The sequence below is a fragment of the Pseudomonas sp. WS 5412 genome (genome assembly GCF_012985615.1).
In the GTDB taxonomy this organism is placed as follows: Bacteria; Pseudomonadota; Gammaproteobacteria; order Pseudomonadales; family Pseudomonadaceae; genus Aquipseudomonas; species Aquipseudomonas shahriarae.
On the sequence record NZ_JAARMB010000038.1, the window covers coordinates 1 to 22746 of the forward strand.

Annotated in this window: 25 protein-coding genes; 10 read left to right on the plus strand and 15 right to left on the minus strand. The window is 62.9% G+C overall.

All coding sequences use genetic code 11. The features are described from left to right. Positions 1–179: 179 nt before the first annotated feature. From HBR94_RS27580 to HBR94_RS27635, 12 genes are all read right to left on the minus strand, one after another. Positions 180–758, minus strand: a complete 579-nt coding sequence (locus HBR94_RS27580) for a nucleotidyltransferase family protein (RefSeq protein WP_170045865.1) — start codon at positions 756–758, stop codon at positions 180–182. Beyond that, positions 755–1741, minus strand: a complete 987-nt coding sequence (locus tag HBR94_RS27585) for an XdhC family protein (RefSeq protein ID WP_170045866.1) — start codon at positions 1739–1741, stop codon at positions 755–757. Before HBR94_RS27585 ends, HBR94_RS27580 begins: the two co-directional genes overlap by 4 nt. Then, positions 1741–4062: a xanthine dehydrogenase family protein molybdopterin-binding subunit gene (locus HBR94_RS27590; RefSeq protein WP_170045867.1), complete on the minus strand. Its 2322-nt coding sequence runs from the start codon at positions 4060–4062 to the stop codon at positions 1741–1743. Before HBR94_RS27590 ends, HBR94_RS27585 begins: the two co-directional genes overlap by 1 nt. Continuing rightward, positions 4059–4529 carry a (2Fe-2S)-binding protein gene (locus tag HBR94_RS27595; RefSeq protein WP_057960403.1) on the minus strand — a complete coding sequence of 157 codons (471 nt, stop codon included), beginning with the start codon at positions 4527–4529 and terminating at the stop codon, positions 4059–4061. The genes HBR94_RS27590 and HBR94_RS27595 overlap by 4 nt, the downstream gene beginning before the upstream one ends. Before the next feature lie 244 nt (positions 4530–4773). Beyond that, positions 4774–5793, minus strand: coding sequence for a UDP-N-acetylmuramate dehydrogenase (murB, locus tag HBR94_RS27600; RefSeq protein WP_169960820.1), 1020 nt, complete (start codon positions 5791–5793; stop codon positions 4774–4776). Beyond that, entirely contained in the window at positions 5790–6254 is a 465-nt protein-coding gene (locus HBR94_RS27605; protein ID WP_057439613.1) for a low molecular weight protein-tyrosine-phosphatase, read from the minus strand. Before HBR94_RS27605 ends, murB begins: the two co-directional genes overlap by 4 nt. Next, positions 6254–7018, minus strand: coding sequence for a 3-deoxy-manno-octulosonate cytidylyltransferase (gene kdsB, locus HBR94_RS27610; protein WP_057960406.1), 765 nt, complete (start codon positions 7016–7018; stop codon positions 6254–6256). The genes HBR94_RS27605 and kdsB overlap by 1 nt, the downstream gene beginning before the upstream one ends. Beyond that, entirely contained in the window at positions 7015–7200 is a 186-nt protein-coding gene (locus HBR94_RS27615; protein ID WP_003174668.1) for a Trm112 family protein, read from the minus strand. Before HBR94_RS27615 ends, kdsB begins: the two co-directional genes overlap by 4 nt. A gap of 24 nt (positions 7201–7224) precedes the next feature. After that, a complete protein-coding gene (lpxK, locus tag HBR94_RS27620; RefSeq protein ID WP_120733918.1) occupies positions 7225–8235 on the minus strand; it encodes a tetraacyldisaccharide 4'-kinase in 1011 nt (336 codons plus the stop codon). After that, positions 8235–8663, minus strand: coding sequence for a biopolymer transporter ExbD (locus HBR94_RS27625; RefSeq protein ID WP_029299722.1), 429 nt, complete (start codon positions 8661–8663; stop codon positions 8235–8237). The genes lpxK and HBR94_RS27625 overlap by 1 nt, the downstream gene beginning before the upstream one ends. Next, the gene (locus HBR94_RS27630; protein ID WP_029299724.1) at positions 8660–9295 is read right to left on the minus strand and encodes a MotA/TolQ/ExbB proton channel family protein; all 636 of its coding nucleotides are present in this window, start codon (positions 9293–9295) and stop codon (positions 8660–8662) included. Before HBR94_RS27630 ends, HBR94_RS27625 begins: the two co-directional genes overlap by 4 nt. A gap of 75 nt (positions 9296–9370) precedes the next feature. Beyond that, entirely contained in the window at positions 9371–11626 is a 2256-nt protein-coding gene (locus HBR94_RS27635) for a DNA internalization-related competence protein ComEC/Rec2 (RefSeq protein WP_170045868.1), read from the minus strand. 136 nt (positions 11627–11762) lie between these two features. On the opposite strand from HBR94_RS27635, the gene HBR94_RS27640 reads away from it, so the two are divergent. From HBR94_RS27640 to HBR94_RS27660, 5 genes are all read left to right on the plus strand, one after another. Continuing rightward, the gene (locus HBR94_RS27640) at positions 11763–12278 is read left to right on the plus strand and encodes a DUF2062 domain-containing protein (protein ID WP_170045869.1); all 516 of its coding nucleotides are present in this window, start codon (positions 11763–11765) and stop codon (positions 12276–12278) included. 219 nt (positions 12279–12497) lie between these two features. Continuing rightward, positions 12498–15251 (plus strand): response regulator, encoded by a 2754-nt coding sequence (locus tag HBR94_RS27645; RefSeq protein WP_115128758.1) that lies wholly within the window; start codon positions 12498–12500, stop codon positions 15249–15251. 111 nt (positions 15252–15362) lie between these two features. Next, complete coding sequence (locus HBR94_RS27650; protein WP_169960824.1) at positions 15363–16352, plus strand: 2-hydroxyacid dehydrogenase; 990 nt, start codon at positions 15363–15365, stop codon at positions 16350–16352. Between the two features lie 71 nt (positions 16353–16423). Then, on the plus strand, positions 16424–16864 hold the full coding sequence (locus HBR94_RS27655) for a hypothetical protein (RefSeq protein ID WP_057439620.1): 441 nt from the start codon (positions 16424–16426) through the stop codon (positions 16862–16864). Further along, a complete protein-coding gene (locus HBR94_RS27660) occupies positions 16861–17265 on the plus strand; it encodes an META domain-containing protein (RefSeq protein WP_057439621.1) in 405 nt (134 codons plus the stop codon). Before HBR94_RS27655 ends, HBR94_RS27660 begins: the two co-directional genes overlap by 4 nt. Before the next feature lie 54 nt (positions 17266–17319). Here HBR94_RS27660 and HBR94_RS27665 read toward each other — a convergent pair whose 3' ends face one another. After that, the gene (locus HBR94_RS27665; RefSeq protein WP_057439622.1) at positions 17320–17781 is read right to left on the minus strand and encodes a TlpA disulfide reductase family protein; all 462 of its coding nucleotides are present in this window, start codon (positions 17779–17781) and stop codon (positions 17320–17322) included. Positions 17782–17896: 115 nt separating this feature from the next. On the opposite strand from HBR94_RS27665, the gene arsC reads away from it, so the two are divergent. Genes arsC through HBR94_RS27680 form a run of 3 tightly spaced genes read left to right on the plus strand, consistent with a single transcriptional unit; the run spans position 17897 to position 19264 of the window. Further along, the gene (arsC, locus tag HBR94_RS27670) at positions 17897–18250 is read left to right on the plus strand and encodes an arsenate reductase (glutaredoxin) (protein ID WP_170045870.1); all 354 of its coding nucleotides are present in this window, start codon (positions 17897–17899) and stop codon (positions 18248–18250) included. Next, positions 18247–18861: an NAD(P)H:quinone oxidoreductase gene (gene wrbA / locus HBR94_RS27675; RefSeq protein WP_057960414.1), complete on the plus strand. Its 615-nt coding sequence runs from the start codon at positions 18247–18249 to the stop codon at positions 18859–18861. The genes arsC and wrbA overlap by 4 nt, the downstream gene beginning before the upstream one ends. After that, a complete protein-coding gene (locus HBR94_RS27680; protein ID WP_057439625.1) occupies positions 18845–19264 on the plus strand; it encodes a DUF2069 domain-containing protein in 420 nt (139 codons plus the stop codon). The genes wrbA and HBR94_RS27680 overlap by 17 nt, the downstream gene beginning before the upstream one ends. Before the next feature lie 35 nt (positions 19265–19299). On the opposite strand, the gene HBR94_RS27685 is transcribed toward HBR94_RS27680, so the two are convergent. Together HBR94_RS27685 and ttcA are read right to left on the minus strand one after the other, a co-directional pair. Further along, positions 19300–19971 (minus strand): DNA-3-methyladenine glycosylase I, encoded by a 672-nt coding sequence (locus HBR94_RS27685; RefSeq protein ID WP_170045871.1) that lies wholly within the window; start codon positions 19969–19971, stop codon positions 19300–19302. Positions 19972–20038: 67 nt separating this feature from the next. After that, positions 20039–20863, minus strand: a complete 825-nt coding sequence (ttcA, locus tag HBR94_RS27690) for a tRNA 2-thiocytidine(32) synthetase TtcA (RefSeq protein WP_057439627.1) — start codon at positions 20861–20863, stop codon at positions 20039–20041. A gap of 363 nt (positions 20864–21226) precedes the next feature. Between ttcA and HBR94_RS27695 the strand changes: the two genes are divergently transcribed. Beyond that, positions 21227–21829: a Yip1 family protein gene (locus HBR94_RS27695; protein ID WP_057439628.1), complete on the plus strand. Its 603-nt coding sequence runs from the start codon at positions 21227–21229 to the stop codon at positions 21827–21829. Between the two features lie 128 nt (positions 21830–21957). Continuing rightward, positions 21958–22452: a SprT family zinc-dependent metalloprotease gene (locus HBR94_RS27700; protein ID WP_057960419.1), complete on the plus strand. Its 495-nt coding sequence runs from the start codon at positions 21958–21960 to the stop codon at positions 22450–22452. The last annotated feature ends 294 nt before the right edge of the window (positions 22453–22746 follow it).

The window sequence follows — 22746 nt, forward strand, 5'->3', positions numbered from 1 at the left end:
TTATCGGCGCTTTGGTGAAGGGGTGGGGCGAAGTCTCCCACGGTCTGTACTGGCTAGAGTCAGATGCTGGCTTTTAGTCCCACCACCCCTACAAGTCTAACCATACAAGCTGGCTTGCCTGCGATGATCGTTAACGATGACGGATAAATACCTGACACCCCGACCAGCTCTTCCAGCCCCTACCTGAATTCCAGTGATTGCGGCACGTCCACATCCCACAACACCCCAGGATCATCCACCGGCACTTCCCGCACCTCAGCCAGGGCAAACACCGCCCTGGCCCCACGATCCCCAGTCAACCCCATCAAGGCCGGCCCCAATTCCGGGCCAAACGCAACAGGATGGCCCTGCTGACCGGCATGCACCGGCACACTGACACCCTCCACCCGCTCTATCACCCGCTCAATACTCGCCGCCTGGATAAACGGCATATCCCCCAACACCACCAGCCAACCCGCCGCCGGGCCACTGGCGGCAACGGCAGCCGCAATGCTGTCGCCCATGCCCGCCGAATCCACAAGCAGCACTTCGCAACCGTATGCCCTGGCCAGGCGAATAACCTCGCTGCGCGCAGGCGAGGTGACGACCCAGCGCCGGGTGATACTGGCCGGTAAATTGACCAACACCTGCTCGAAGACCGGCCGTGTCACCCCATCACGCCCCACGCAAGGAGCCAGCAGTTTGTCCTGGCCGGCTTGCGCGCGGAACCGGCTGCCCTGCCCCGCCGCCAGGACGATGGCGGTAATGGTGCTCGTCAACTGACCACCTCCCGCACCGGTTTTGCTTGCAACAGTTCCACACCGTTCTTGATCGCGACGATGTGTGCCATCAGCGACAAGGCAATCTCTGCCGGCGTATGACTGCCGATATGAAGACCGATCGGACCATGCAGCCGCGCAATCGCCTCGGCTCCCAGCCCCAACACCGCCAGGTTTTCCCGACGCTTGCGACTATTGGCCCGCGAGCCCAGGGCACCAATGTAGAACGCTCGGGAGTTCAACGCGGTCAGCAGCGCCATGTCGTCCAGGCGCGGATCGTGGGTCAGGGCCACAATGGCCGTGCGCTCGTCCGTCTGGATATTGAGCACGGCCTCATCGGGCATTCCCGGCACAAAGCGCCCGTGTTGTTCTTCCCAGCCATGGACAAACTCCTGGCGTGGATCGCAGATCAGCACTTCAAAATCCAACAGCCGCGCCATTTCTGCCACATAGCGCGACAGCTGCCCCGCACCGATCAGTAACAGGCGCCAGCGCGGGCCGTAGATGGCCCGCAAGCGCTCACCATCAAAACTGACAATGTCGGACTGGCTCGCCGCGCTCAGACGCACGGTGCCCGACGCCAAGTCCAACTCCCGGGCCACTATTTCATGGGCCTCACAACGCGCCAGCAACTCGGCGACCCAGGCAGGATCACTTACCCGCTCCTCCGTCAGGCGCAAGGTGCCGCCGCAGGGCAGGCCAAAGCGCGCCGCTTCATCCCGGGTCACGCCATAGGTCACCAGTTGCACCGGCGGCCCTTCGTCAGGCAAGCGACCATCGTAAAGCCGAGCGATCAGGTCATCTTCAATGCAGCCACCGGAAACCGAGCCGATCACCACCCCATCGCCGCGCAGGGCCAGCATCGCCCCCGGCGGCCGTGGCGCGCTGCCCCAGGTCTGGACCACGCTGTACAGCACCACCCGCTGCCCCGCGCGGCGCCACTCCAGCACGCTGCGCAGGACGTTCAGATCCACGCTGTCCATCAGGCTTTCGCCGCCTGCTGCCAGCCCTGCAGTTGATAACGCACGGGCAAGCTGCGGATACGCTTGCCGGTGGCGGCAAATATCGCGTTGCACAGCGCTGGCGCAATCGGTGGCACGCCCGGCTCACCGACGCCACCCAGGGGCACCTCTCCTTCTGGCGTGACCAAATGTATGGCGATTTCCCGGGGGGCCAGGGACATGCGCGCCACTTCATACATATGGAAGTTGTCCTGCTGGACCTTGCCATCCTTGAAGCTGATTTCTCCCAGGACCGCATTGCCCAAGCCCATGACGCAGGCGCCCTCGAACTGTGAGCGGATGCGCTCCGGGTTGATCTGCGGCCCGCAGTCCACCGCAATATCAGCCTTATGCACGATCAGCGTGCCATCATCCTTGACCTCCACCTCGATCACCGCCGCCACATAGGTCACAAAGCTGTAGTGCACCGCCAGCCCCAGGCCGCGCCCCTTGGGCAGCGTGCGCCCCCAGCCGGCGGCCTTGGCGGCGGTTTCCAGCACGCCGCGCATGCGCGCGGTATCAATCGGATAACGCTCGGGGGACTCGCCGTAGTTCCACTCTTCACTCAAGGTTCGCGGATCAATCTGACGATCCGGGCCCAGCAGCTTGAGTTGATATTTCAGCGGATCCTGGCCGGCCTTATGGGCCAGTTCATCGACAAAGCTCTGAATGGCAAACCCATGGGGGATGTTCGACACCGAACGGTACCAACCCACGCGGGTGTGGGCAGCCGCTTCGGGGTTTTCCAGGCGCACATTGGGAATGGCGTAGGCCATGTTGGTAAAGCCCATACCCAGCTCGAACGCCGCCTCGTGGTTCATGCCCGGCGCAAACAGCGCAGTGATGCTGGGTGCCACGGTGCGGTGCAGCCAGCCAGAGGGCAGGCCGTCCTTGTTCAGGCCGGCCTTGAGGTACTCGGCGGAGACGGTATGGAAGTAGGAGTTATGAATATCGTCTTCACGGGTCCACTGCACACGCACGGCCTTGCCGGGGAATTCCTTGGCCAGCAGCGCAGCTTCGATGATGAAATCCGGTTTCGACTTGCGCCCAAAGCCACCGCCCAACAGGGTGACGTGGATCGTGACGTTATCGAACGGCAGGCCCAGGCGCTCGGCCACCCGTTCCCGCGTGACCTGCGGTGCCTGGCTCGGAGCCCAGGCCTCGCATCGCCCGTCTTGATAACGGGCCACGGCCACCATCGGCTCCATCGGCGACTGCGCCAGGTGTGGCAAGTAATACGTGGCTTCGAGGGTGCTGTCGGCATCGTTCAGGGCCTGCTCGATACTGCCGGTATTGCGCACCACTTTGCCGGGCTGGAGCGCCGCGGCCTCCAGGGTCTTGCGATAGTCGATGGAGTTGTAGCCAGCATTCGCGCCGTCGTCCCAGACAATCTGCAACGCCTCACGGCCCTTGATCGCCGCCCAGGTATTGCTGGCAACCACCGCCACACCACCCAATGGCTGGAATTCCGAGGGTATGGGTCGGCTTTCGATTTGCAGGACCTTGATCACCCCGGGGACTTTCAGCGCCGCGCTGGCATCGAACGACTTGACCTTGCCGCCGTATACCTTGGGCCGCGCAATGGTCGCGAACAGCATGCCGTCAAAATGCACATCGGCGCCGTACACCGCCCGGCCGTTGACGATATCGGCACCGTCGATGGCCTTGGTGGCTTCCTTGCCGATATAGCGAAACTCCGAGGGCTGCTTGAGCCGCAGGCTGTCGCGCGCCGGCACTGCCAACGCGCTGGCGGCAGCGGCCAGGGCGCCATAGCCCAGTTCGCGGCCGCTGGGCTGGTGAATGACTTTATGCAACTGTGCACGGCATTCGGCCAGCGGGACTTTCCACTGCTCGGCAGCGGCCTGTTCCAGCATGGTCCGCACGGCGGCGCCGCAGCGGCGCATCGGTTCGAACCAATGGCGCATGCTGCGCGAACCGTCAGTATCCTGGTTGCCAAAACGTGCTTCATCGCCCGGCGCCTGCGCAACCTTCACCAGCGCCCAATCGGCCTCCAGTTCATCGGCCACCACCATGGTCAGGCTGGTGCGCACGCCCTGGCCCATCTCCGAGCGGTTGCAGATCACGGTGACGGTGCCATCGCTGGCGATGCTGACATAGACCTTGGGATCATCGACCAGGCCATTGGGCATCGCGGCCCCGCCGTATTGCTTCACTTCGTCGGCAAAGGCCTGGGGCAAGCCCCAACTGGCAGCCACCACCAGCGCGCCGGTCGCGCCGACGCCCTTGAGGAAACCGCGCCGGCTAAGGTTGCTCAGGGCGAAATTGCTCGGTAACTGGCTCATGCCTTGGCTCCCTGCAACTGAGTCGCGGCCTGGCGGATCGCCGTCTTGATGCGGTTATAGGTGCCGCAGCGGCAGATATTGCCGACCATGGCTTCTTCAATCTGTGCATCGCTGGGGTTGGGGTTGGTTTTCAGCAAGGCCGTGGCCGACATGATCTGCCCGCCCTGGCAGTAGCCGCATTGCGCCACCGCCGTATCCAGCCATGCCTGCTGCACCACCTGGCCAATCGGGTCGTTATGCAGGTTGTCGATAGTGCTGACGTTCTGCCCTTTGACCGAGCCGATGGGCGTGATGCAACTGCGCGCCGGCGCACCGTCGATATGGATGGTGCAGGCGCCACACAGGCCCATGCCGCAACCGAACTTGGTGCCGTTGTAACCCGCTACATCACGGATCGCCCACAGCAGAGGCATATCCTCGGTGGCATCCAGTGGATGATCTTGACCGTTGAGTTTCAGAGTAATCATGGGCACGCCCGCATAGTGATTGGATTATGGGGTCGAGCTATCTGCCGCTTTCAAGGGAGCGGAGTCGGTACACGCAGATGGCTCAGGCTAATCGGGCTCTCTTGTGAAGACAGGTCTTCACCGGGCCTTTGATAAACAGGGTCTATCGAACAATAAACAGGCATCGTTAGCCTGCTAAGTTAACCCAGCATTAACAAAAAAGCCCTGCAATGCAGGGCTTGGTTCAACACGCTAGAAGCGTAGCTCAATAACGATTGGGCTCCATTTCCAGGTCGACCTTGAAGCGCTCGGCGATATCGCGCTGGATGCGCTGGGCCAGGCTGGAAATATCCAGGCCGGTGGCCGCGCCATAATTGACCAGCACCAGCGCCTGCAAGCGATGCACGCCGGCATCACCCTCGCGAAAGCCCTTCCAGCCGGCCTTTTCAATCAACCAGCCGGCCGCCAGCTTCACTTGCCCATCGGCCTGGGGATAGGCCACCAGATCGGGATATTGCAGCTGCAACTGCGCCGCCAGCTCCTGGGAGACCAGCGGGTTCTTGAAGAAACTGCCGGCGTTGCCCAAGACCGCAGGATCGGGCAGCTTTTCACTGCGGATACTGCAAATGGCCCGACTGACATCGCTCGGGGTTGCCTGGGCAATGCCCTGCTCTGCCAGGCGCTGTTGCACCGGGCCGTAGCCGAGTTTCAGGTGTGCGACGCGGTTCAGGGCAAAACGCACCCGCAGGATCAGCCAGCGCCCCACTTCGTGCTTGAACAGGCTGTCGCGGTAGGCGAAGTTGCATTCCTCCAGGCTGAAATCCCGCAACTCGCCCGTCTGGCGGTCGAGGGCAGTCAGGCCGGCGAAGACATCCTTGATCTCGACACCGTAGGCGCCAATGTTCTGCATCGGTGCCGCCCCGACAGTGCCGGGAATCAGGCTGAGGTTTTCCAGGCCAGAGAACCCTTGTGCAAGGGTCCATAGCACAAACGGATGCCAGGCCTCGCCCGCCTCGGCTTCCACCACCACCTGCTGGCCGTCGTCGTGCAGTACTCGGATCCCCTGGGTTGCCATGCGCAACACCAATGCCGGGATATCCTGGGTCAGCAGCAGGTTGCTGCCGCCCCCGATCACCAGCAACGGCAACTGCTGTGCGGCCGCATAGGCCAGGCCCTCGCGCACATCGGCGTCGCTATGGGCTTCGGCGAACCATTGCGCACGCACATCAATGCCAAAACTGTTAAAGGCCTTCAGGGAAACCTGGGGCTGCACATCCAGACTCATAACCGCCCCTTCAATTCGATCACCAGCAAATCACAGGCGGCCTCGATCAGGTCCAGGACCTGCTCGAAACCTTGCTCGCCGTCGTAGTACGGATCCGGCACTTCATCCACTGCCCCATCGTAGCGGCGCAGGAACAGGTCCAGCTCGGCCTTGCCCTGGGCCGGTTGCATGGCCTTGAGGTTACGCAGGTTGCTCTGGTCCATCGCCAGAATCAGGTCGTAGCGCGCAAAGTCGGCGCGCGACACCTGCTGAGCGCGCTGGGCCGACAAGTCGTAGCCACGACGCAGCGCTGCTTGCTGGCTGCGCTTGTCCGGGGCCTTGCCAATATGCCATTCACCGGTACCGGCAGACGCCACCTCGACCTGGTCCGCCAACCCGGCGGCCCGCAGTTTGTGGCGCAGCACGCCCTCGGCGGTGGGCGAGCGGCAGATATTGCCCAGGCAGACAAACAGGACTTCCATCAAGCCCCCAGCAACCGACGCACGCGCTCGAGGTCTTCCGGCGTATCGACACCGGCCGGCGGCGCTTCTATCGCATCATCGACATGAATACGCACGCCGTGCCACAGGGCCCGCAATTGCTCCAGGGCCTCGGTGTTTTCCAGCCAGCACGGGCCCCAGGTGACGAAGTCATGCAGGAAGCCGGCGCGGTAGGCGTAAATGCCGATATGGCGGCGATACGGCACGCCCGCCGGCAACACATCACGTTGTTTGGCGAATTCGTCGCGCGCCCAGGGCAGGGTCGAACGGCTGAAGGTCAGGGCCAGGCCATTGATGTCGCTGACCACCTTGACCACGTTCGGGTTGAACAGGGTCTCGAGGTCTTCGATAGGCTCGGCCAGGGTCGCCATGCGCGCTTCGGCGTGGGCGGCCAGGTTGGCCGCGACCTGGTCGATGACACACGGCGGGATCAGCGGCTCGTCGCCTTGCACATTGACCACGATGGCGTCCGGCGCCAGGCCCAGGTGCGTGGCCACTTCGGCCAGGCGGTCGGTGCCGGAGTTGTGATCTTCACGGGTCAGTACCGCTTCGGCGCCAAAACCCTTGCAGGCCTCGATGATCCGCAGATCATCAGTGGCCACCACTACGCGTTGGGCGCTGCTTTTGCAGGCCTGCTCCCAGACCAGCTGGATCATCGGCTTGGCGCCGATCATCTGCAGCGGTTTGCCGGGCAGGCGGGTGGAGGCGTAGCGCGCGGGGATGACAACAGTGAAGGCAGTGGTCATTTATCCAGGCGCTCGTCGGTCGTCAGGGTGCGGGCTTCGCTTTCCAGCATCACCGGGATGCCGTCGCGGATCGGGTACGCCAGGCCGGCGCCCTTGCTGATCAGTTCAGTCTTGTCGGCACTGAGCTTGAGCGGGCCTTTGCAGATCGGGCAAGCGAGGATATCGAGCAGTTTGGTGTCCATGGGGGTTTCCTGGATAAAAACGTTTTAAGGCAAAAGTCGAGCAGGCAGCAGACGCATCAGTTGCGTGTCGAACCAGGCGATAAACGCCGGTGACGGTGCGGCATCGACTGCAAGGTACCACCAGTGTGCCTGGGCAAAGGCGCGGCACTTCACCGCGTCCTTTTCGGTCATGACCAGCGGCAGCGACGGCGTAAAATTCAGGACCTCGGCGCTGTAGGGCGCATGGTCGGCAAACGCATGGGGTATCGGCAGCCAGTGTAGCGTTTCGAGGGTATTGAAGAAACGTTGCGGGTTGCCGATGCCCGCGACCGCATGCACCCGTTGCCCCACGGGAAAATGGTCCAGCGGCCGCCGCTCGCCGGTCAGCAGGTTGACCAACGTGGTCGGCAGCAGACGGAAAGCAAAACCATCCTCGCGATCAGCCCCGGCGCCGTTATATAGCAGGGCATCGACGCTGTGCAGGCGCTCGGCCGGCTCGCGCAACGGCCCGGCAGGCAGGCAGCGGCGATTGCCCAGGCCGCGGGCGTTGTCGATCAGCACCAACTCAAGGTCACGGGCCAGACGGTAATGCTGCAAGCCATCGTCGGACAGGATCAGGTCCAGGGTCTCGCTGGCCAACAGGGCCTGCACCGCCCGGCTGCGATCGGGGTCGATCATCAGCGGGACGCCGCTGCGCTGCACGATCAACAAGGGCTCGTCGCCGGCCACTTGCGCGCTGTCGCTGGCCTGCACCCGCCATGGCAACTGCGCAGGCTTGGCCCCGTAGCCACGGCTGACCACACCGACCCGCAGGCCACTGCGCTGGCAATGCTCGATCAACCACAGGATCAACGGCGTCTTGCCGGTGCCACCCACAGTGATATTGCCGACCACTACTATAGGCACCGGCGCTTGGTAGATCGTGCCCTCACCCGCCAGGAACCGCTCGCGCTTGCGCCTGACCACCCGGCGATAGAGTGCCTCCAGTGGTTGCAGGAGCTTGAGCGCCGGGTGGCCGTCATACCAGGCCTTGAGCAAACGATCGGACAAGGCCATCAGGGTTGCCCCGCCGCCTCGACGGTGGTCATGCGCAAATGGCTGAAACCGAGCTTGCCGGCTGCATCCATCGCGGTGATCACAGCCTGGTGCGGGGTCTTGCCATCGGCGCTGATGGACAGCGGCATTTGCGTATCACCGCCGGACTCCTTCTGCAGCGCATCCATCACGCTGGCCACGTCGTTTTTCTCGAGTAACTGGTTGTTCACCGAAAACACCCCTTCGGCGCTGATGGTGATCTCCAGTTGCTTGAGCTGCTGGTCTTCGGCCGGCGAGCCGCTGACGGCTTCCGGCAGTTCGACCCGTAGTTGGGTTTCCCGGGTAAAGGTGGTGGTGACGACAAAAAACAACAGCAGGATGAACACCACATCAATCAACGACGCCAGGTTGATATCGACCGTTTCCCGGGGCTTGCGGCGAAATTTCACGCTTTGCCCTCGACCAGGTCGACATCACGGTCGCCCTGGACCACTTCCACCAGTTTGATGGCTTCCTGCTCCATGCCCACCACCAGCTCGTCGATGCGGCGTTGCAGGAATCGGTGGAAAAACACCGCAGGGATACCCACCATCAGGCCCGCCGCCGTGGTGATCAGGGCCTTGGAAATACCCCCGGCCAATACCGAGGCGTTGGTGGTCATACCGGACCCGGTGAAGGCACTGAAGATATCAATCATGCCCAGCACGGTACCGAGCAAGCCCAGCAATGGCGCCATTGCCGCGATGGTGCCCAGGGCATTGATGTAGCGCTCCAGTTCGTGAATTACCCGGGCGGCAGCTTCTTCAATGCACTCCTTCATGATCTCGCGACCGTGCTTGGAGTTGGCCAGGCCCGCAGCGAGGATCTCGCCCAGAGGGGAATTGGCCCGCAGTTCCTTGAGCTTTTCCTTGTCCAGTTGCTTGTCCTTGATCCAGCGCCAGACCTGCCCCAGCAGATGATCAGGGGTTACACGGCTGGCGCGCAGGGTCCACAGGCGTTCGGCAACAATGCCGAGTGCGGCGATGGAGCTCAGAATGATCGGCAACATCATCCAGCCGCCGGATTTGACCAATTCCCACACAGTGAATGTCCCCTCGAAAAAGTGCGCCACTTTAGCATATAGGCTGGCGAGGAAGGGCCTGCCGGCCGACAGCCATCATGTCGCAGGCACCGGCCTTTGGTAACTGTCGATGACAGGCGCGCGCCAGAAACGGCGCTGGCTGCGTGCCATGACCGGCGCCTCGAAAGCCCCCAGGCGCAGACGCACCGCGCCCTGTTCGGCGCTGTCATAAAGGGTGCTGCGCAAATACTGGTAACGCGCCACCACTTGCGGGTGCGGATGGCCGAAACCATTGCCTCGCCCACGGGAGATCAGCACCGCCTTGGGGGCCAGTTGCTGGACAAACGGCCAGGACGAGGAACTGCGGCTGCCATGATGGGGCACTTGCAGCCAATCCGTGGCGACCGCCAGGGGCGTGGCCAGCAAGGCCCGCTCGGCCTCGCGGTCGATATCGCCGGTCAGCAGCAACCGCTCGCCATTGGCCTGGACCAGCAGCACGCACGACTTCGCGTTGCCGTTGCGGGCATCTGCCCATTGCCACAGCTGGAACACCACGCCGTCCCACTCCCACTGCTCACCGCTGACACAGGCCTGAGTGCCGAGGAACGCCGGCAACCCCTGGGTTTCCCCGCCCACCACGCGCCGGACGGGTAACCCACGGGCCACCGCCGCCGCGCCACCGGCATGATCGGCGTCGGCATGGCTGAGCAGCATCAAGTCCACCTGGCCAACCCCCAGCTTGCGCAGCGCCGGCAATACCACGCGCTCGCCAAGATCGAAATCCCCCACCCGTGGCCCGGCGTCATACAACAGCACGTGGTTGCGGGTGCGCAACACGATCGACAAGCCCTGGCCGACATCCAGTTGCTCCACCGCCACCTGGCCCAACGGGATCGACTCACGGGGCGGGAACACCGCCAGCAGCAACAGGGGCCAACCCAGCAGGCGAAAGGGAATGCCCTTGGGCATCAATAACAGCACCGCGCCCAGCAGACTGAGCAACCAGTAGCCCACAGGCACCTCGGCCGGCATCCAGGCTGGCACGTGCCCGGCCAGCCAGGCCAGGGCCTTGAACAGCCAATCCAGCGCGCCCCCCGCCAGCCACAACAGGCCACTGCCCAGCCATGGCACCGCTAGCAACAGCGTGCCCGCCAGCGCCAGCGGCAACACCAGCAGGCTGATCCACGGCACCGCAAACAGATTGGCCAGCGGCGCACTCAAGCTGATTGGCAAACCGAGGATCAGTAGCAGCGGAAACAGCCCAATCGCGATCAGCCATTGGGCACGGGTCCAGGCCTGCCACGCCCGCCAGGGCCCCAGGCGGCCGCTGAAGGCCAGCAGCAACACGGCCACGGCGGCAAATGACAGCCAGAAACCCGGTTGCAGGCTGGCCAGGGGTTCGAGGAGCAGCACCGCATTCAGGGCCAGCAGCAGTGGCCACCAGATCCCCAGGTGGCGAAACCGCAGGCGCCACAGCAACACCAGCCCCACCATCACACAGGCCCGCTGCACTGGCACGGCAAAGCCGGCGAGCAAGCCGTAGGCCAGCGCTGCGGCAAATGCCAGACCGCAGGCCCAAGGCAGCCAGGGCAAACGCCTGGGCCAGCAGCCGTAGCGGGCCAGCCCGGCCACCCAGGCATAGATCAACCCCGACAACAGGCCGATATGCTGGCCGGAAATGACCAATAGATGCACGGTGCCGGTGTCCTGCAAAATGCGCCAATCCTCGGCGGCCAAGCCGGAGCCATCGCCCAGCACCAGTGCGGCCAGCCCGGCTTCACGCCCCCGGGCGTCTACCGCCAATAGCTGCTGGCGGACCCCATCGCGCCAGGCATGTCGGGCCGGCGCCAGGCGCTGGCCATCCTTGACCGACCCCGTCGCCCCCACGCGCTGGGCCAACAGCCAGGCCTCTTGATCGAAGCCCTGGAAATTCAACAGGCCGGAGGGTCGCTTGAGGGTCACGGCCAAACGCCAGCGCTCACCACTGCGCACAGGAGGGCCGCCCTGCCAGCTCACACGGATGCGCTGGGGCAGCCGGTCCTGGCGTGACCGGCTGTCGCTCAGTTCGAAGCGCACCACCCCACTACTCTGCTGCGGTAGCCCGCTGACACGCCCTTCCAGCCAGCGGGTCTGGCCGTCCAGCGCGGGCATGAGCCGGTCGTCAAGCGCCCGTTGCGCGCTGAAACAGGCCCACGCCAGGCCCAACAGGAAAAACGCCAGCGGATAAGTACGAAACGGCAGTAGCATCAACGCCACCACCGGCAACACCAGCAACCAACCGACCGGCGGCAAGACGGGCAGCAGGCGCAACGCCAGCAGCCCCAACGCCAGCGCAAACATCCCTGTACGCATGGATCATTCCTTGAGAGTGACCCATTGAGTGTTAGCCGAGTGGTTCAGGGCGAACTATGATTTTTTGTCACAAAGTCTGAATTTCCCGTTCGTAGAATACGGGCATACTTGACCCTCGAACTGATCTGGACCCCTTATGCCACGGCACTTATTCAAACGGTACATGCCCGATCCGACCAGCATTCGGGAACACAAGTCCTTACGCTTTCTCGGCACGCTGCTCCATGACCCCAACCTCTGGCACCTCAATCGGCATTCAGTTGCCCGGGCCATGGCTGTCGGCCTGTTTGCCGCCTTCATTCCCATACCCTTGCAGATGTTGCTGGCGGCCGTCCTCGCCATTTCCGTGCGCGGCAATATGCCCATCGCCGTGAGCCTGGTGTGGCTGACCAACCCCATTACCATGCCCGTGGTGTTCTTCTGCACCTATATGACCGGCACCTGGCTGATGAACATCCCCGCCCGCACCCTGCCCGATGAACTGACCTGGGAATGGATCAGCGGGCAACTGTCTACCATGTGGCAGCCGTTCCTCCTGGGCTCGGTGGTGCTGGGCCTGGTATTGGGCGCGCTGGCGTACTGCATGACCATGGTGTATTGGCGGTGGTGGGTGGGGCATCAGTGGAAAAAACGGCAGCAACGTAATCGGTAGTCGGCGAACGCCCCTGTTGTGAGCTGGTTTGTCTGCCTGACAACCCGCGGTGTCCCGGTGAGCACCGCAGCAATGGATATGGGTTCAATAAGCCCGCCATCATCCCCCTCAAGCATCTTTTGCAAGATTCCAAGCCCCTCATATGGCTACACTGCGCAGGTAGCGCAGGCCGGATGCCTGCGTAGAATCTCGACATCAGTGTGGTAGCAGGAGAGTGGCGTGCTAAGAAGAATGGGGATAAAAGGCCGCGTACTGTTGCTGACCTTGTTGCCTACCAGCCTGATGGCATTGCTCCTGGGCGGATATTTCACCTGGATGCAGCTCTCGGAGCTGCAAACCCAACTGCTCAATCGCGGCGAGATGATCGCCGAACAGCTGGCGCCGCTGGTGGCACCGGCACTGGGTAACAAGAACACCGACCTGCTGGAACGCATCGCCACCCAGTCCCTGGAGCAAGTCGACGTGCGGGCCGTGTCTTTCCTGGCGCCCGACCGCACGGCGCTGGCCCATGCTGGCCCGACCATGCTCAACCAGCCGCCCATCGGCAACAGCTCACACTTGCTGCAACGCACCGGCAATGACGCCACCCGCTACCTGCTGCCGGTGTTCGGCCGCCATCGCAATCTCGCCGGCGAGCTGATTCCCGACGAAGCCGATCGCCTGCTGGGCTGGGTCGAACTGGAACTGTCCCACAACGGCATGCTGCTGCGCGGCTATCGCAGCCTGTTCGCCAGCCTGCTGTTGATTGCCATCGGCCTGATCTGCACGGCGGCCCTGGCCCTGCGCATCAGCCGCACGATCAACTCGCCTATCGGCCAGATCAAACAAGCGGTGGCGCAGCTCAAGGACGGCAACCTGGAAACCCGTTTGCCGCCCCTGGGTAGCCAAGAGCTGGATCAGTTGGCGTCCGGCATCAACCGCATGGCCGAAACCCTGCAAAACGCCCAGGAAGAACTGCAACACAGCATCGACCAGGCCACCGAAGATGTACGCCAGAACCTGGAAACCATCGAGATCCAGAACATCGAGCTGGACCTGGCCCGCAAGGAGGCCCTGGAGGCCAGCCGCATCAAGTCGGAGTTCCTGGCCAATATGAGCCATGAAATCCGCACACCGCTCAATGGCATCCTCGGTTTCACCCACCTGTTGCAGAAAAGCGAACTGTCGCCCCGTCAGTTGGATTACCTGGGCACCATTGAAAAATCCGCCGACAACCTGCTGGGCATCATCAACGAGATTCTCGACTTCTCGAAAATCGAAGCCGGCAAGCTGGTGCTCGACAGTATCCCGTTCAACCTGCGCGACCTGTTGCAAGACACCCTAACCATCCTCGCCCCGGCCGCCCATGCCAAACAGCTGGAGCTGGTGAGCCTGGTCTACCGCGATACTCCGCTGTCCCTGGTAGGCGACCCGCTGCGTCTCAAGCAGATCCTCACCAACCTGGTCAGCAACGCCATCAAATTCACCCGCGAAGGCACCATCGTCGCCCGGGCCATGCTCGAAGACGAGCAGGAAGACAGCGTGCAACTGCGCATCAGCGTGCAGGACACCGGCATCGGCCTGTCGAACCAGGATGTGCGCGCCCTGTTTCAGGCCTTCAGCCAGGCGGATAACTCCTTGTCCCGTCAGCCCGGTGGCACCGGGTTGGGGCTGGTGATTTCCAAGCGCCTGATCGAGCAGATGGGCGGCGAAATCGGCGTCGACAGCACGCCAGGCGAGGGTTCGGAGTTCTGGATCAGCCTTAACCTGCCAAAAACCCGCGACGATATCGAAGACTTGCCCGCCCCGCCACTGTTGGGCCGGCGTGTGGCGGTGCTGGAGAACCACGAACTGGCGCGCCAGGCCCTGCAACACCAGTTGGAAGACTGCGGCCTGGAGGTCACGCCGTTCAACAGCCTGGAGAACCTGACCAACGGCATCACCAGCGCACACCAGACCGAGCAGGCCATCGACCTCGCGGTACTGGGCATCACCGCCAACGATATTCCGCCGGAGCGCCTCAACCAACACCTGTGGGACCTTGAGCACCTGGGCTGCAAAGTGCTGGTGCTGTGCCCGACCACCGAGCAGATGCTGTTCAACCTGTCGGTGCCCAACCCCAATAGCCAGTTGCAGGCCAAGCCGGCCTGCACCCGTAAATTGCGCCGGGCGCTGTCCGACCTGATCAGCCCGCGCCCCTTGCGCAGTGAACCGGGCGAGCCGTTGTCCAGCCGTGCGCCACGGGTGCTGTGTGTCGACGACAACCCGGCCAACCTGCTGCTGGTACAGACCCTGCTCGAAGACATGGGCGCCAAGGTCCAGGCCGTGGAAAGCGGCTATAGCGCCATCGAAGCGGTGAAGAAAGAAGCCTTCGACCTGGTGCTGATGGACGTGCAGATGCCCGGCATGGACGGGCGCCAGAGCACCGAGGCGATTCGTCAGTGGGAAAGCGAGCGCCACGGCACGCCGCTGCCTATCGTCGCCCTGACGGCCCACGCCATGGCCAATGAAAAACGCGCCCTGCTGCAAAGCGGTATGGATGACTACCTGACCAAGCCCATCAGCGAGCGGCAACTGGCCCAGGTGGTGCTGAAATGGACCGGCCTGGCGTTGCGCAATCAAGGCCCGGAACGCGCAGTCGAAGGCCATGGCCCTGCCGCGCAACTGCCGGTACTCGACCATGAAGAGGGCCTGCGCCTGGCGGCCGGCAAGGCGGACTTGGCCGCCGATATGCTGGCCATGTTGCTGGCGTCCCTGGAAGCTGACCGTGAGGCCGTCTGCGTCGCCCGCGAAGCCAACGACAACAATGCCCTGATCGAACGGGTCCACCGCCTGCACGGCGCCACCCGCTACTGCGGCGTGCCGCAATTGCGCGCAGCCTGCCAACGCGCCGAAACCTTGCTCAAGCAGGATGACGCCAAGGCCATGGCTGCCCTGGATGAACTGGACATGGCCATCGCCCGCCTTGCCAGCGAGGCCCGAGTCAACGCCTGATGCAGAGCAACACGCCCAACGCCAATGACGGGCAACATCTCCTGTGGGCGCCGGTAAGCCGGCGCCCACAGGTTTTGTGTCACCACACGCTATTTTGCAGGGAGCCCCTTGATGCGCATCATCCTCTTCAGCAGCCAGACCTATGACCGCGACAGCTTTCTCGCCGAACCCTTGCCCGCGGGCATGGAGTTGCAGTTCCAACCGGCACGCCTGAACCTCGACACCGTGGCCCTGGCCGATAAGCACGAAGTGGTCTGTGCCTTTATCAACGACGACCTCAGCGCCCCGGTGCTCGAACACCTCGCGGCCGGCGGCACACAACTGATTGCCCTGCGCTCGGCCGGCTACAACCATGTGGACCTGGCCGCCGCCAAGCGCCTGGGCCTGACCATCGTGCGGGTGCCCGCGTACTCGCCCCATGCAGTGGCCGAACATGCCGTGGCCCTGGTGCTGGCCCTCAACCGCCGCCTGCACCGCGCCTACAACCGTACCCGCGACGGCGACTTCAGCCTGCACGGCCTGACCGGCTTCGACCTGGTGGGCAAGACCGTGGGTGTGGTGGGGACCGGGCAGATCGGCGCGACCTTCGCCAAGATCATGGCCGGCTTTGGCTGCAGCTTGCTGGCATACGATCCCTACCCCAATCCGCAGGTCGAAGCCCTTGGCGCGCGCTATGTCAGCCTGCCCCATTTGTTGGCCGAGGCACAGATCATCAGCCTGCACTGTCCGCTGACCGCCGACAGCAAGCACCTGATCAATGCGCAATCCCTGGCCCATATGCAGCCGGGAGCGATGCTGATCAACACCGGGCGCGGCGGCCTGGTGGACACCCCGGCATTGATCGAAGCGCTCAAGGATGGACAGCTGGGCTACCTGGGCCTGGATGTGTACGAAGAAGAGGCCCAGCTGTTTTTTGAAGATCGCTCCGACCTGCCCTTGCAGGACGACGTGCTAGCACGCCTGCTGACCTTCCCCAACGTGATCATTACCGCGCACCAGGCATTCCTCACACGCGAGGCCCTGGCGGCGATTGCCGGGACCACCCTGGCCAATATCCAGGCCTGGGCCAACGGCCAGGCGCAAAACCTGGTACAGGGATGATCAACGGTCATCTACCGCGCGCATGGTGAACAGACGAGCGTGATAGGATGCCGCGCCTATTTGGAGGATCCATGGCCGAACACGATTTCCGCTTCAGTTTGCTGAGCCCACAACACACCCTGATCGAATGCCGCGCCCTGGTGCCCGGTCGTTATCAAGTCACCGGCAATGGTGGCTCGATCAAGCATGGCGACGTGCTGATCGTCACTTTGCGCGGCAGCAAAACCCTGTCGATGCGCCTGACCGTCGAAGGCGATGCGCGCTACTCCATCCGCCCGGCCGGGCAATGGGTTGCCATGGCGCAAGGGCCGAAGTTCGGCGAGCTGGAGATTCACACCTGGAAGGTCAATTGCGACAGCTGCGACGCCGTGCTGGAGTTTGAGTTCGCGGTGGAAACCAAGTTGACCAAGGAACCGTTGCAACCGGCCGCCACTGCGCGCATTGCCGAGTTGGGCTGGGCCACCGTCGGCGACAAGCACCGTTGCCCGAAATGCCAGCAGGCCGCGCCATGAAGAGCCTGCTGATGATCGCAGTGCTGGGCGCAGGCCTTGCCGGCTGCGCCAGCGACGAGGTCAAGCTCAAGCAGGATCACAGCTACATCGTGGAGTGGATCGGCGAACGGCCCCTGATGGATTACGCCCACCTGACCGTGACCCTCGGTGCCGATGGCCGGGCCTATGGCAATGGCGGCTGCAACCACTGGTTCGCGCCGTACAGCCTGGAGGGTGACAAACTCAGCTTCGGCAAGATCGGCAGCACCCGCAAGCTGTGTGCCGAAGCCCTGATGGAGCAGGAACAGCGCTTCTTCAAGGCCCTGGAAACCGTGCAGCGCTGGGACATCTCGCCCATCGAGCAGACCCGTTTCTGGCCTGCCGAGGGCAAGCCACTGCGTTTGTGGCTGGAAGAAGGCTGATCCGTTGACGATTGCGGTGTGCCGGTCATACCGCAATCGCCAGCGAGCAACCGTTTAGCCGCGCAGTTCCTTGAGCTTGGCCAATACCCCCGCCGCCGTCTGCTCGCCCAACATCTGCGCCCGCACCTTGCCCTTGTCATCAATGATGTAGGTCACCGGCAACGCTTCGCTGCGCGGGATATCAAAAATCGCCTCGGGGTTCTGTGCCAGTACCGTGAACTTGATGCCCAGCTTCTCGCTGGCGCTCTTGAGCTCTTCGCCCTGCACATTATCGAAGTTGACGCCGAACACGCTGACCGGCTGGCCCTTGAGCTGCTCGGCCAGGGCGTTGAGCTCGGGGATTTCGATGCGGCACGGGCCACACCATTCGGCCCAGTAATTGATCACCAACCATTGTTTGTCGACGCGCTCGGACGCGACTTTCTGGCCGTATTGGTCAACGCCATAATCATTGCCGCAGCCGCTGAGCAGGAGTGTGGTGATAACTGCCAGTGCGCCTATCAGTCGCCGTGTCATGGGGTAATCCTTAGCAAAAATGAACGTGGGCTGCGGCCGATCGCCTCTTACGGTTTAAGGACACGCCGCAGCGCAGGTAGAATACCCGCCACCTTACGCAAGATGCGACCCGCACATGACCGATCTGACGCTTTATCACAACCCGCGCTGCTCGAAATCCCGCGGTGCGCTCGAACTGCTGCAGGCCCGTGGCCTCACGCCGAACGTGGTGCGCTACCTGGAAAACCCGCTGGACGCCACGCAGCTTGAAGCCCTGCTCGGCAAGCTGGGGATCAGCGCCCGGCAATTGCTGCGCACCGGCGAAGACGAATACAAGACCCTCAACCTGGCCGACGCCAGCCTCAGCGAGGCGCAATTGATTGCCGCCATCGCCGCCCATCCCAAGCTGATGGAACGGCCGATCCTGGCCACTGCCGACAAGGCCGTGATTGGCCGGCCGCCGGAAAACATCCTGGAGCTTCTGCCGTGAGCGCGCCCTACATCCTGGTGCTGTATTACAGCCGCAACGGCTCGGTCAGCGAAATGGCCCGGCAGATTGCCCGAGGCATCGAGCAAGGCGGCCTGGAAGCGCGCCTGCGCACCGTGCCGGCGATCTCCAGCGAGTGCGAAGCCGTCGCCCCGAGCATCCCGGCCGAAGGCGCGCTGTATGCCAGCCTCGACGACCTGAAGAACTGTTCGGGCCTGGCCCTGGGCAGCCCGACGCGCTTTGGCAACATGGCCGCGCCCTTGAAGTACTTTCTCGACGGCACCAGCAACCTGTGGCTGACCGGCGCCCTCGTCGGCAAGCCGGCCGGGGTCTTCACCTCGACCGCCAGCCTGCACGGCGGCCAGGAAACCACCTTGATGTCGATGCTGCTGCCGTTGCTGCACCACGGCATGCTGATCACCGGCCTGCCCTACAGCGAACAGGCCCTGCTCGACACCCAGGGCGGCGGTACGCCCTACGGCGCCAGCCACCATTCCGGCGCCGATGGCAAACGTGCCCTGGACCCCCATGAAATCGCCCTGTGCCGTGCCCTGGGCCTGCGCCTGGCGAAGACTGCGGCGAAACTGGAGAGTGGCCGTGGCCAAGAAGCCTAAAGTCCTGCCGGCCCAGGCCTGGCTGGAGCCCCGGGTCAAAGTGGCACGGGCCTTGAGCCTGCTGGCGTTTTTCGGCCTGGTGGGGTTGCTCTGCGTGTATTACCTGCTGATCGCCGACCTGCATGGCGCACGGCCCTGGGTCATCCTGCTGATCGAACTGGTGCCTCTGCTGATCCTCGCGCCGGGTATGCTGATGGGCAGTGCGCGCGGGCATTCGTGGATGTGTTTTGTGGTGAACCTGTATTTCATCAAGGGCGCCCTGGCGGCCTATGACCCGAACCGCCAGTGGTTTGGCGTGCTGGAGATGCTGGCAAGCCTGGCGGTGTTCTGCACGGCGCTGCTGTATGTGCGCTGGCGGTTCCAGCTGAATCGGCGGTTGGCGGGGGAAGGTCAGCCAGCCTGAGGGTTATGTGGGGCCGATCAGGCCCCATCGCGGTCTCAATGGTTGACGGTAAACGCCAGCATCATCGACAACTGGCACATCGGCCGCCCGCTCTCGACATGCCACTGGTTGAACGCCGCCTGCACCGTCGCCAGGTCCCGCAGGCTGGTGGGGGCCTTGTCGACAATCTCCTGCGCATTCAATGCCGCAACCACGTCATAACTCGGCACAAACGTGTCCTTGCCGACCATGCGCAAGAAGCGCGGTGCCGACAACCCGCCCAACTGGTGGCCGTGCTTGCTCAGGTATTTCCACAAGCCGACGATGTCGGTCACCGGCCAGTCGGCGATCAATGCGGCGAAGCTGCCCTTTTCCTGCTCGACGTCGAGAATCATCTGCGCATTGCGCGGCACGCTCTTGAGCTTGCCCAGGTGGCGGATGATGCGCGTGTCCTGCATCAGGCGCTCAAGGTGCTCGGCGCCCATCAGCACGACTTTCTCGGGATCGAAGCCAAAGAACACCTGCTCGAACGCCGGCCATTTGGCGTCCACCACACTGTGTTTGAGCCCGGCGCGGAACACCCGCAGCGACAGGGTCGACAGGTAGCGGTCGTCGCTGATCTGGCGCAGTTGCGCCGGGGTCTTGGGCACAGGCAGGTGGGCTTCCAGCTCGGCTGCCGAACCAAAGCGGTTCAGACAGTATTCGTGCAGCCATTTGTAATCGCGCATGCCCTCTCCTACGGGTTGAAATGAAAACGGCGCCCATCAGCGCCGTCTGTCAGAGCCTGGAAAAGGCTCAGAGGTTCACAATGTTGACGAAGCGCGAAGCCGCGGTTTCGTCGATGCGCAGGCTGGTGAAGTCAAACAGGTTGCGGTCGGCCAACTGCGAGGGGATCACGTTCTGCAGGCTGCGGAAGATGCTTTCGGTACGCCCCGGCGTCTTGCGCTCCCACTCCTGGAGCATGTCCTTGACCACCTGGCGCTGCAGGTTCTCCTGGGAGCCGCAGAGGTTGCAGGGGATGATCGGGAATTGCTTGAAGTCGGAGTAGGCCTGGATGTCCTTCTCGTTGCAATACGCCAGCGGGCGGATCACCACGTTGCGCCCGTCGTCGGCGCGCAGCTTGGGCGGCATGGCCTTGAGGGAGCCGTTGAAGAACATATTGAGGAAGAAGGTCTCGACGATGTCATCGCGGTGATGACCCAGGGCCATCTTGGTCGCACCGATTTCATCGGCGAAGGTGTACAGCGTGCCACGGCGCAGGCGCGAACACAGCGAGCAGGTGGTCTTGCCTTCCGGAATCAGCTCCTTGACCACCGAATAGGTGTCTTTCTCGACGATGTGGTACTCGATGCCCAGGGTCTTGAGGTAGGCCGGCAGCACGTCCTCGGGGAACCCGGGCTGCTTCTGGTCCATGTTGACCGCCACTATGTCGAATTTGATCGGCGCGACCTTTTGCAGGTGCAGCAGCACGTCCAGCATGGTGTAGCTGTCTTTGCCGCCGGACAGGCAGACCATGACCTTGTCGCCCTCTTCGATCATGTTGAAGTCAGCGACAGCCTCACCGGCCAGGCGCCGCAGGCGTTTTTGCAGTTTGTTCTGATTGACGGTAAGGGTGCCCATGGCGCTTGGATCCGCGAAAAGGTGTGGGACGAAAAGCCGGGTATTTTAACGATATGAACGACCGAGTTCCAATGTGGGAGGGGCTTGCTTCCGATGGCGGTAGGTCAGTCGACAAATGCATGGCTGACCCACCGCCATCGCAGGCAAGCCAGCTCCCACAGGGGGCTGCATTCCACGTCACAGACCCAGGCGCGATTAAGCCCAGTGTTTACAGCGCAATTTGCTCTAAAGCACCACACTTTTTCCGGTCATGACTTCCTATACTGCGACATAAGGTCGCACACATATCCAGACCTTTCAGGCCACTTGGCCGGCGGGCGCTCCGCTTGGGGGGCGATGGCAATAACGACAGGAGTGACTGGCATGATCCATCACGTCGTGGGGCTTTTCACCCATCCCGACCAGGAATGGCGGGAAATTCGTGGCGATAAAGAAGAAAGCATCGGCCACATGTACCTCACCCATACGCTGATTCTCGCGGCGATCCCCGCCGTATCAGCCTTTATCGGCACCACCCAGGTCGGCTGGGTCATCGGCAATCGCTCCCCGGTCATGCTGACCCAGGAAAGTGCGCTGTGGATGACCATCATGTCCTACCTGGCGATGCTCGGCGGCGTTGCGGTAATGGGCGCCTTCATCCACTGGATGGCGCGCACCTATGACGCCAACCCCAGCATGGCGCGCTGCGTGGCGTTCGCTACCTATACCGCCACGCCCCTGTTTATCGGCGGGCTGGCAGCGCTGTATCCGCATATGTGGCTGGGCATGGTCGTCGGTACGGCCGCCATCTGCTACACGGTGTACCTGCTCTATGTGGGGCTGCCGACCTTCATGAGCATCGACCCCGATGAAGGCTTCCTGTTTTCCAGCTCGGTGCTGGCGGTAGGCCTGGTGGTCCTGGTGGCGATCATGGCGTTTACCGTGATTGTCTGGGGCCTGGGCGTCGGTCCGATCTACACCAACTAGCCGTCTTTTCAGCGCAGGAACAGCCACCGCAAGGTGGCTTTTGCGTTATGCATGACCATTCGGCGCCTGACCGATTCGGAAACACCCCTGGATGCGGCATACTGGACATCTCTGGAGATATGTACAGCATGCCCGAGCAACTCAATACCCGCGTCGAAGATTGTTTCCTGCAAGCCGAATCCTTTTTCAAACGAAGCTTCAAACGCCCCCAGGTCAGCCTCAAGCTGCGTGGGCAGAAAGCCGGTGTCGCGCATTTGCACGAGAACCTGCTGCGCTTCAATCCCCAGTTGTACCGGGAAAACAGCCAACACTTCCTCAAACAGACGGTGGCCCACGAAGTGGCGCACCTGATCGCCCACCAATTGTTCGGCGAGCGCATCCAGCCCCATGGCGAGGAATGGCAGTTGATCATGCGCGGGGTCTACGAACTGCCGCCCGATCGCTGCCATACCTATGAGATTCAGCGTCGGCGAGTGACCCGCTATATCTATCGGTGCCCGTGTGCCGACAGTGACTTCCCGTTCTCGGCCCAGCGCCATGGGTTGGTGAATCAGGGGCGGCGGTATTTGTGCCGCAAGTGCCGGGGGACGTTGGTGTTTACCGGGGAGACTCGGGTGGAGTGAGGTTTTTTTTGGGGGGGTCACTGGCCCCATCGCGGCATAGGTATTTACGCAACTCTTTCGTGGTTCTTGGGGTTGTGTGCATATCCGTTGCTGCGGTAACGGCGGCTATTGGTTCCGCCCTTACGGCGGGTCACTTTTGGAAAAGAGCCCCAAAAGTAACCAAAAGGGCTCTTGCCCCACCACTCGGCACCTCGCCTAGGCTCGGTGTGCCCGTCATCCGACATTGATTTGGGGGGCCGCCGCGATGGGCCATCCATGGCCCAGCGCGGCTAAACCGGCGTCCTGCCGGTTTAC

Excerpts from the sequence above, each read along its gene's own strand:
- HBR94_RS27585 (WP_170045866.1), bottom strand. The coding sequence starts at position 1,741 with ATGGACAGCGTGGATCTGAACGTCCTGCGCAGCGTGCTGGAGTGGCGC.
- HBR94_RS27590 (WP_170045867.1), bottom strand. The coding sequence starts at position 4,062 with ATGAGCCAGTTACCGAGCAATTTCGCCCTGAGCAACCTTAGCCGGCGC.
- HBR94_RS27595 (WP_057960403.1), bottom strand. The coding sequence starts at position 4,529 with ATGATTACTCTGAAACTCAACGGTCAAGATCATCCACTGGATGCCACC.
- murB (WP_169960820.1), bottom strand. The coding sequence starts at position 5,793 with ATGAGTCTGGATGTGCAGCCCCAGGTTTCCCTGAAGGCCTTTAACAGT.
- HBR94_RS27605 (WP_057439613.1), bottom strand. The coding sequence starts at position 6,254 with ATGGAAGTCCTGTTTGTCTGCCTGGGCAATATCTGCCGCTCGCCCACC.
- kdsB (WP_057960406.1), bottom strand. The coding sequence starts at position 7,018 with ATGACCACTGCCTTCACTGTTGTCATCCCCGCGCGCTACGCCTCCACC.
- HBR94_RS27615 (WP_003174668.1), bottom strand. The coding sequence starts at position 7,200 with ATGGACACCAAACTGCTCGATATCCTCGCTTGCCCGATCTGCAAAGGC.
- lpxK (WP_120733918.1), bottom strand. The coding sequence starts at position 8,235 with ATGGCCTTGTCCGATCGTTTGCTCAAGGCCTGGTATGACGGCCACCCG.
- HBR94_RS27635 (WP_170045868.1), bottom strand. The coding sequence starts at position 11,626 with ATGCGTACAGGGATGTTTGCGCTGGCGTTGGGGCTGCTGGCGTTGCGC.
- HBR94_RS27640 (WP_170045869.1), top strand. The coding sequence starts at position 11,763 with ATGCCACGGCACTTATTCAAACGGTACATGCCCGATCCGACCAGCATT.
- HBR94_RS27650 (WP_169960824.1), top strand. The coding sequence starts at position 15,363 with ATGCGCATCATCCTCTTCAGCAGCCAGACCTATGACCGCGACAGCTTT.
- HBR94_RS27655 (WP_057439620.1), top strand. The coding sequence starts at position 16,424 with ATGGCCGAACACGATTTCCGCTTCAGTTTGCTGAGCCCACAACACACC.
- HBR94_RS27660 (WP_057439621.1), top strand. The coding sequence starts at position 16,861 with ATGAAGAGCCTGCTGATGATCGCAGTGCTGGGCGCAGGCCTTGCCGGC.
- HBR94_RS27665 (WP_057439622.1), bottom strand. The coding sequence starts at position 17,781 with ATGACACGGCGACTGATAGGCGCACTGGCAGTTATCACCACACTCCTG.
- arsC (WP_170045870.1), top strand. The coding sequence starts at position 17,897 with ATGACCGATCTGACGCTTTATCACAACCCGCGCTGCTCGAAATCCCGC.
- HBR94_RS27685 (WP_170045871.1), bottom strand. The coding sequence starts at position 19,971 with ATGCGCGATTACAAATGGCTGCACGAATACTGTCTGAACCGCTTTGGT.
- ttcA (WP_057439627.1), bottom strand. The coding sequence starts at position 20,863 with ATGGGCACCCTTACCGTCAATCAGAACAAACTGCAAAAACGCCTGCGG.
- HBR94_RS27695 (WP_057439628.1), top strand. The coding sequence starts at position 21,227 with ATGATCCATCACGTCGTGGGGCTTTTCACCCATCCCGACCAGGAATGG.
- HBR94_RS27700 (WP_057960419.1), top strand. The coding sequence starts at position 21,958 with ATGCCCGAGCAACTCAATACCCGCGTCGAAGATTGTTTCCTGCAAGCC.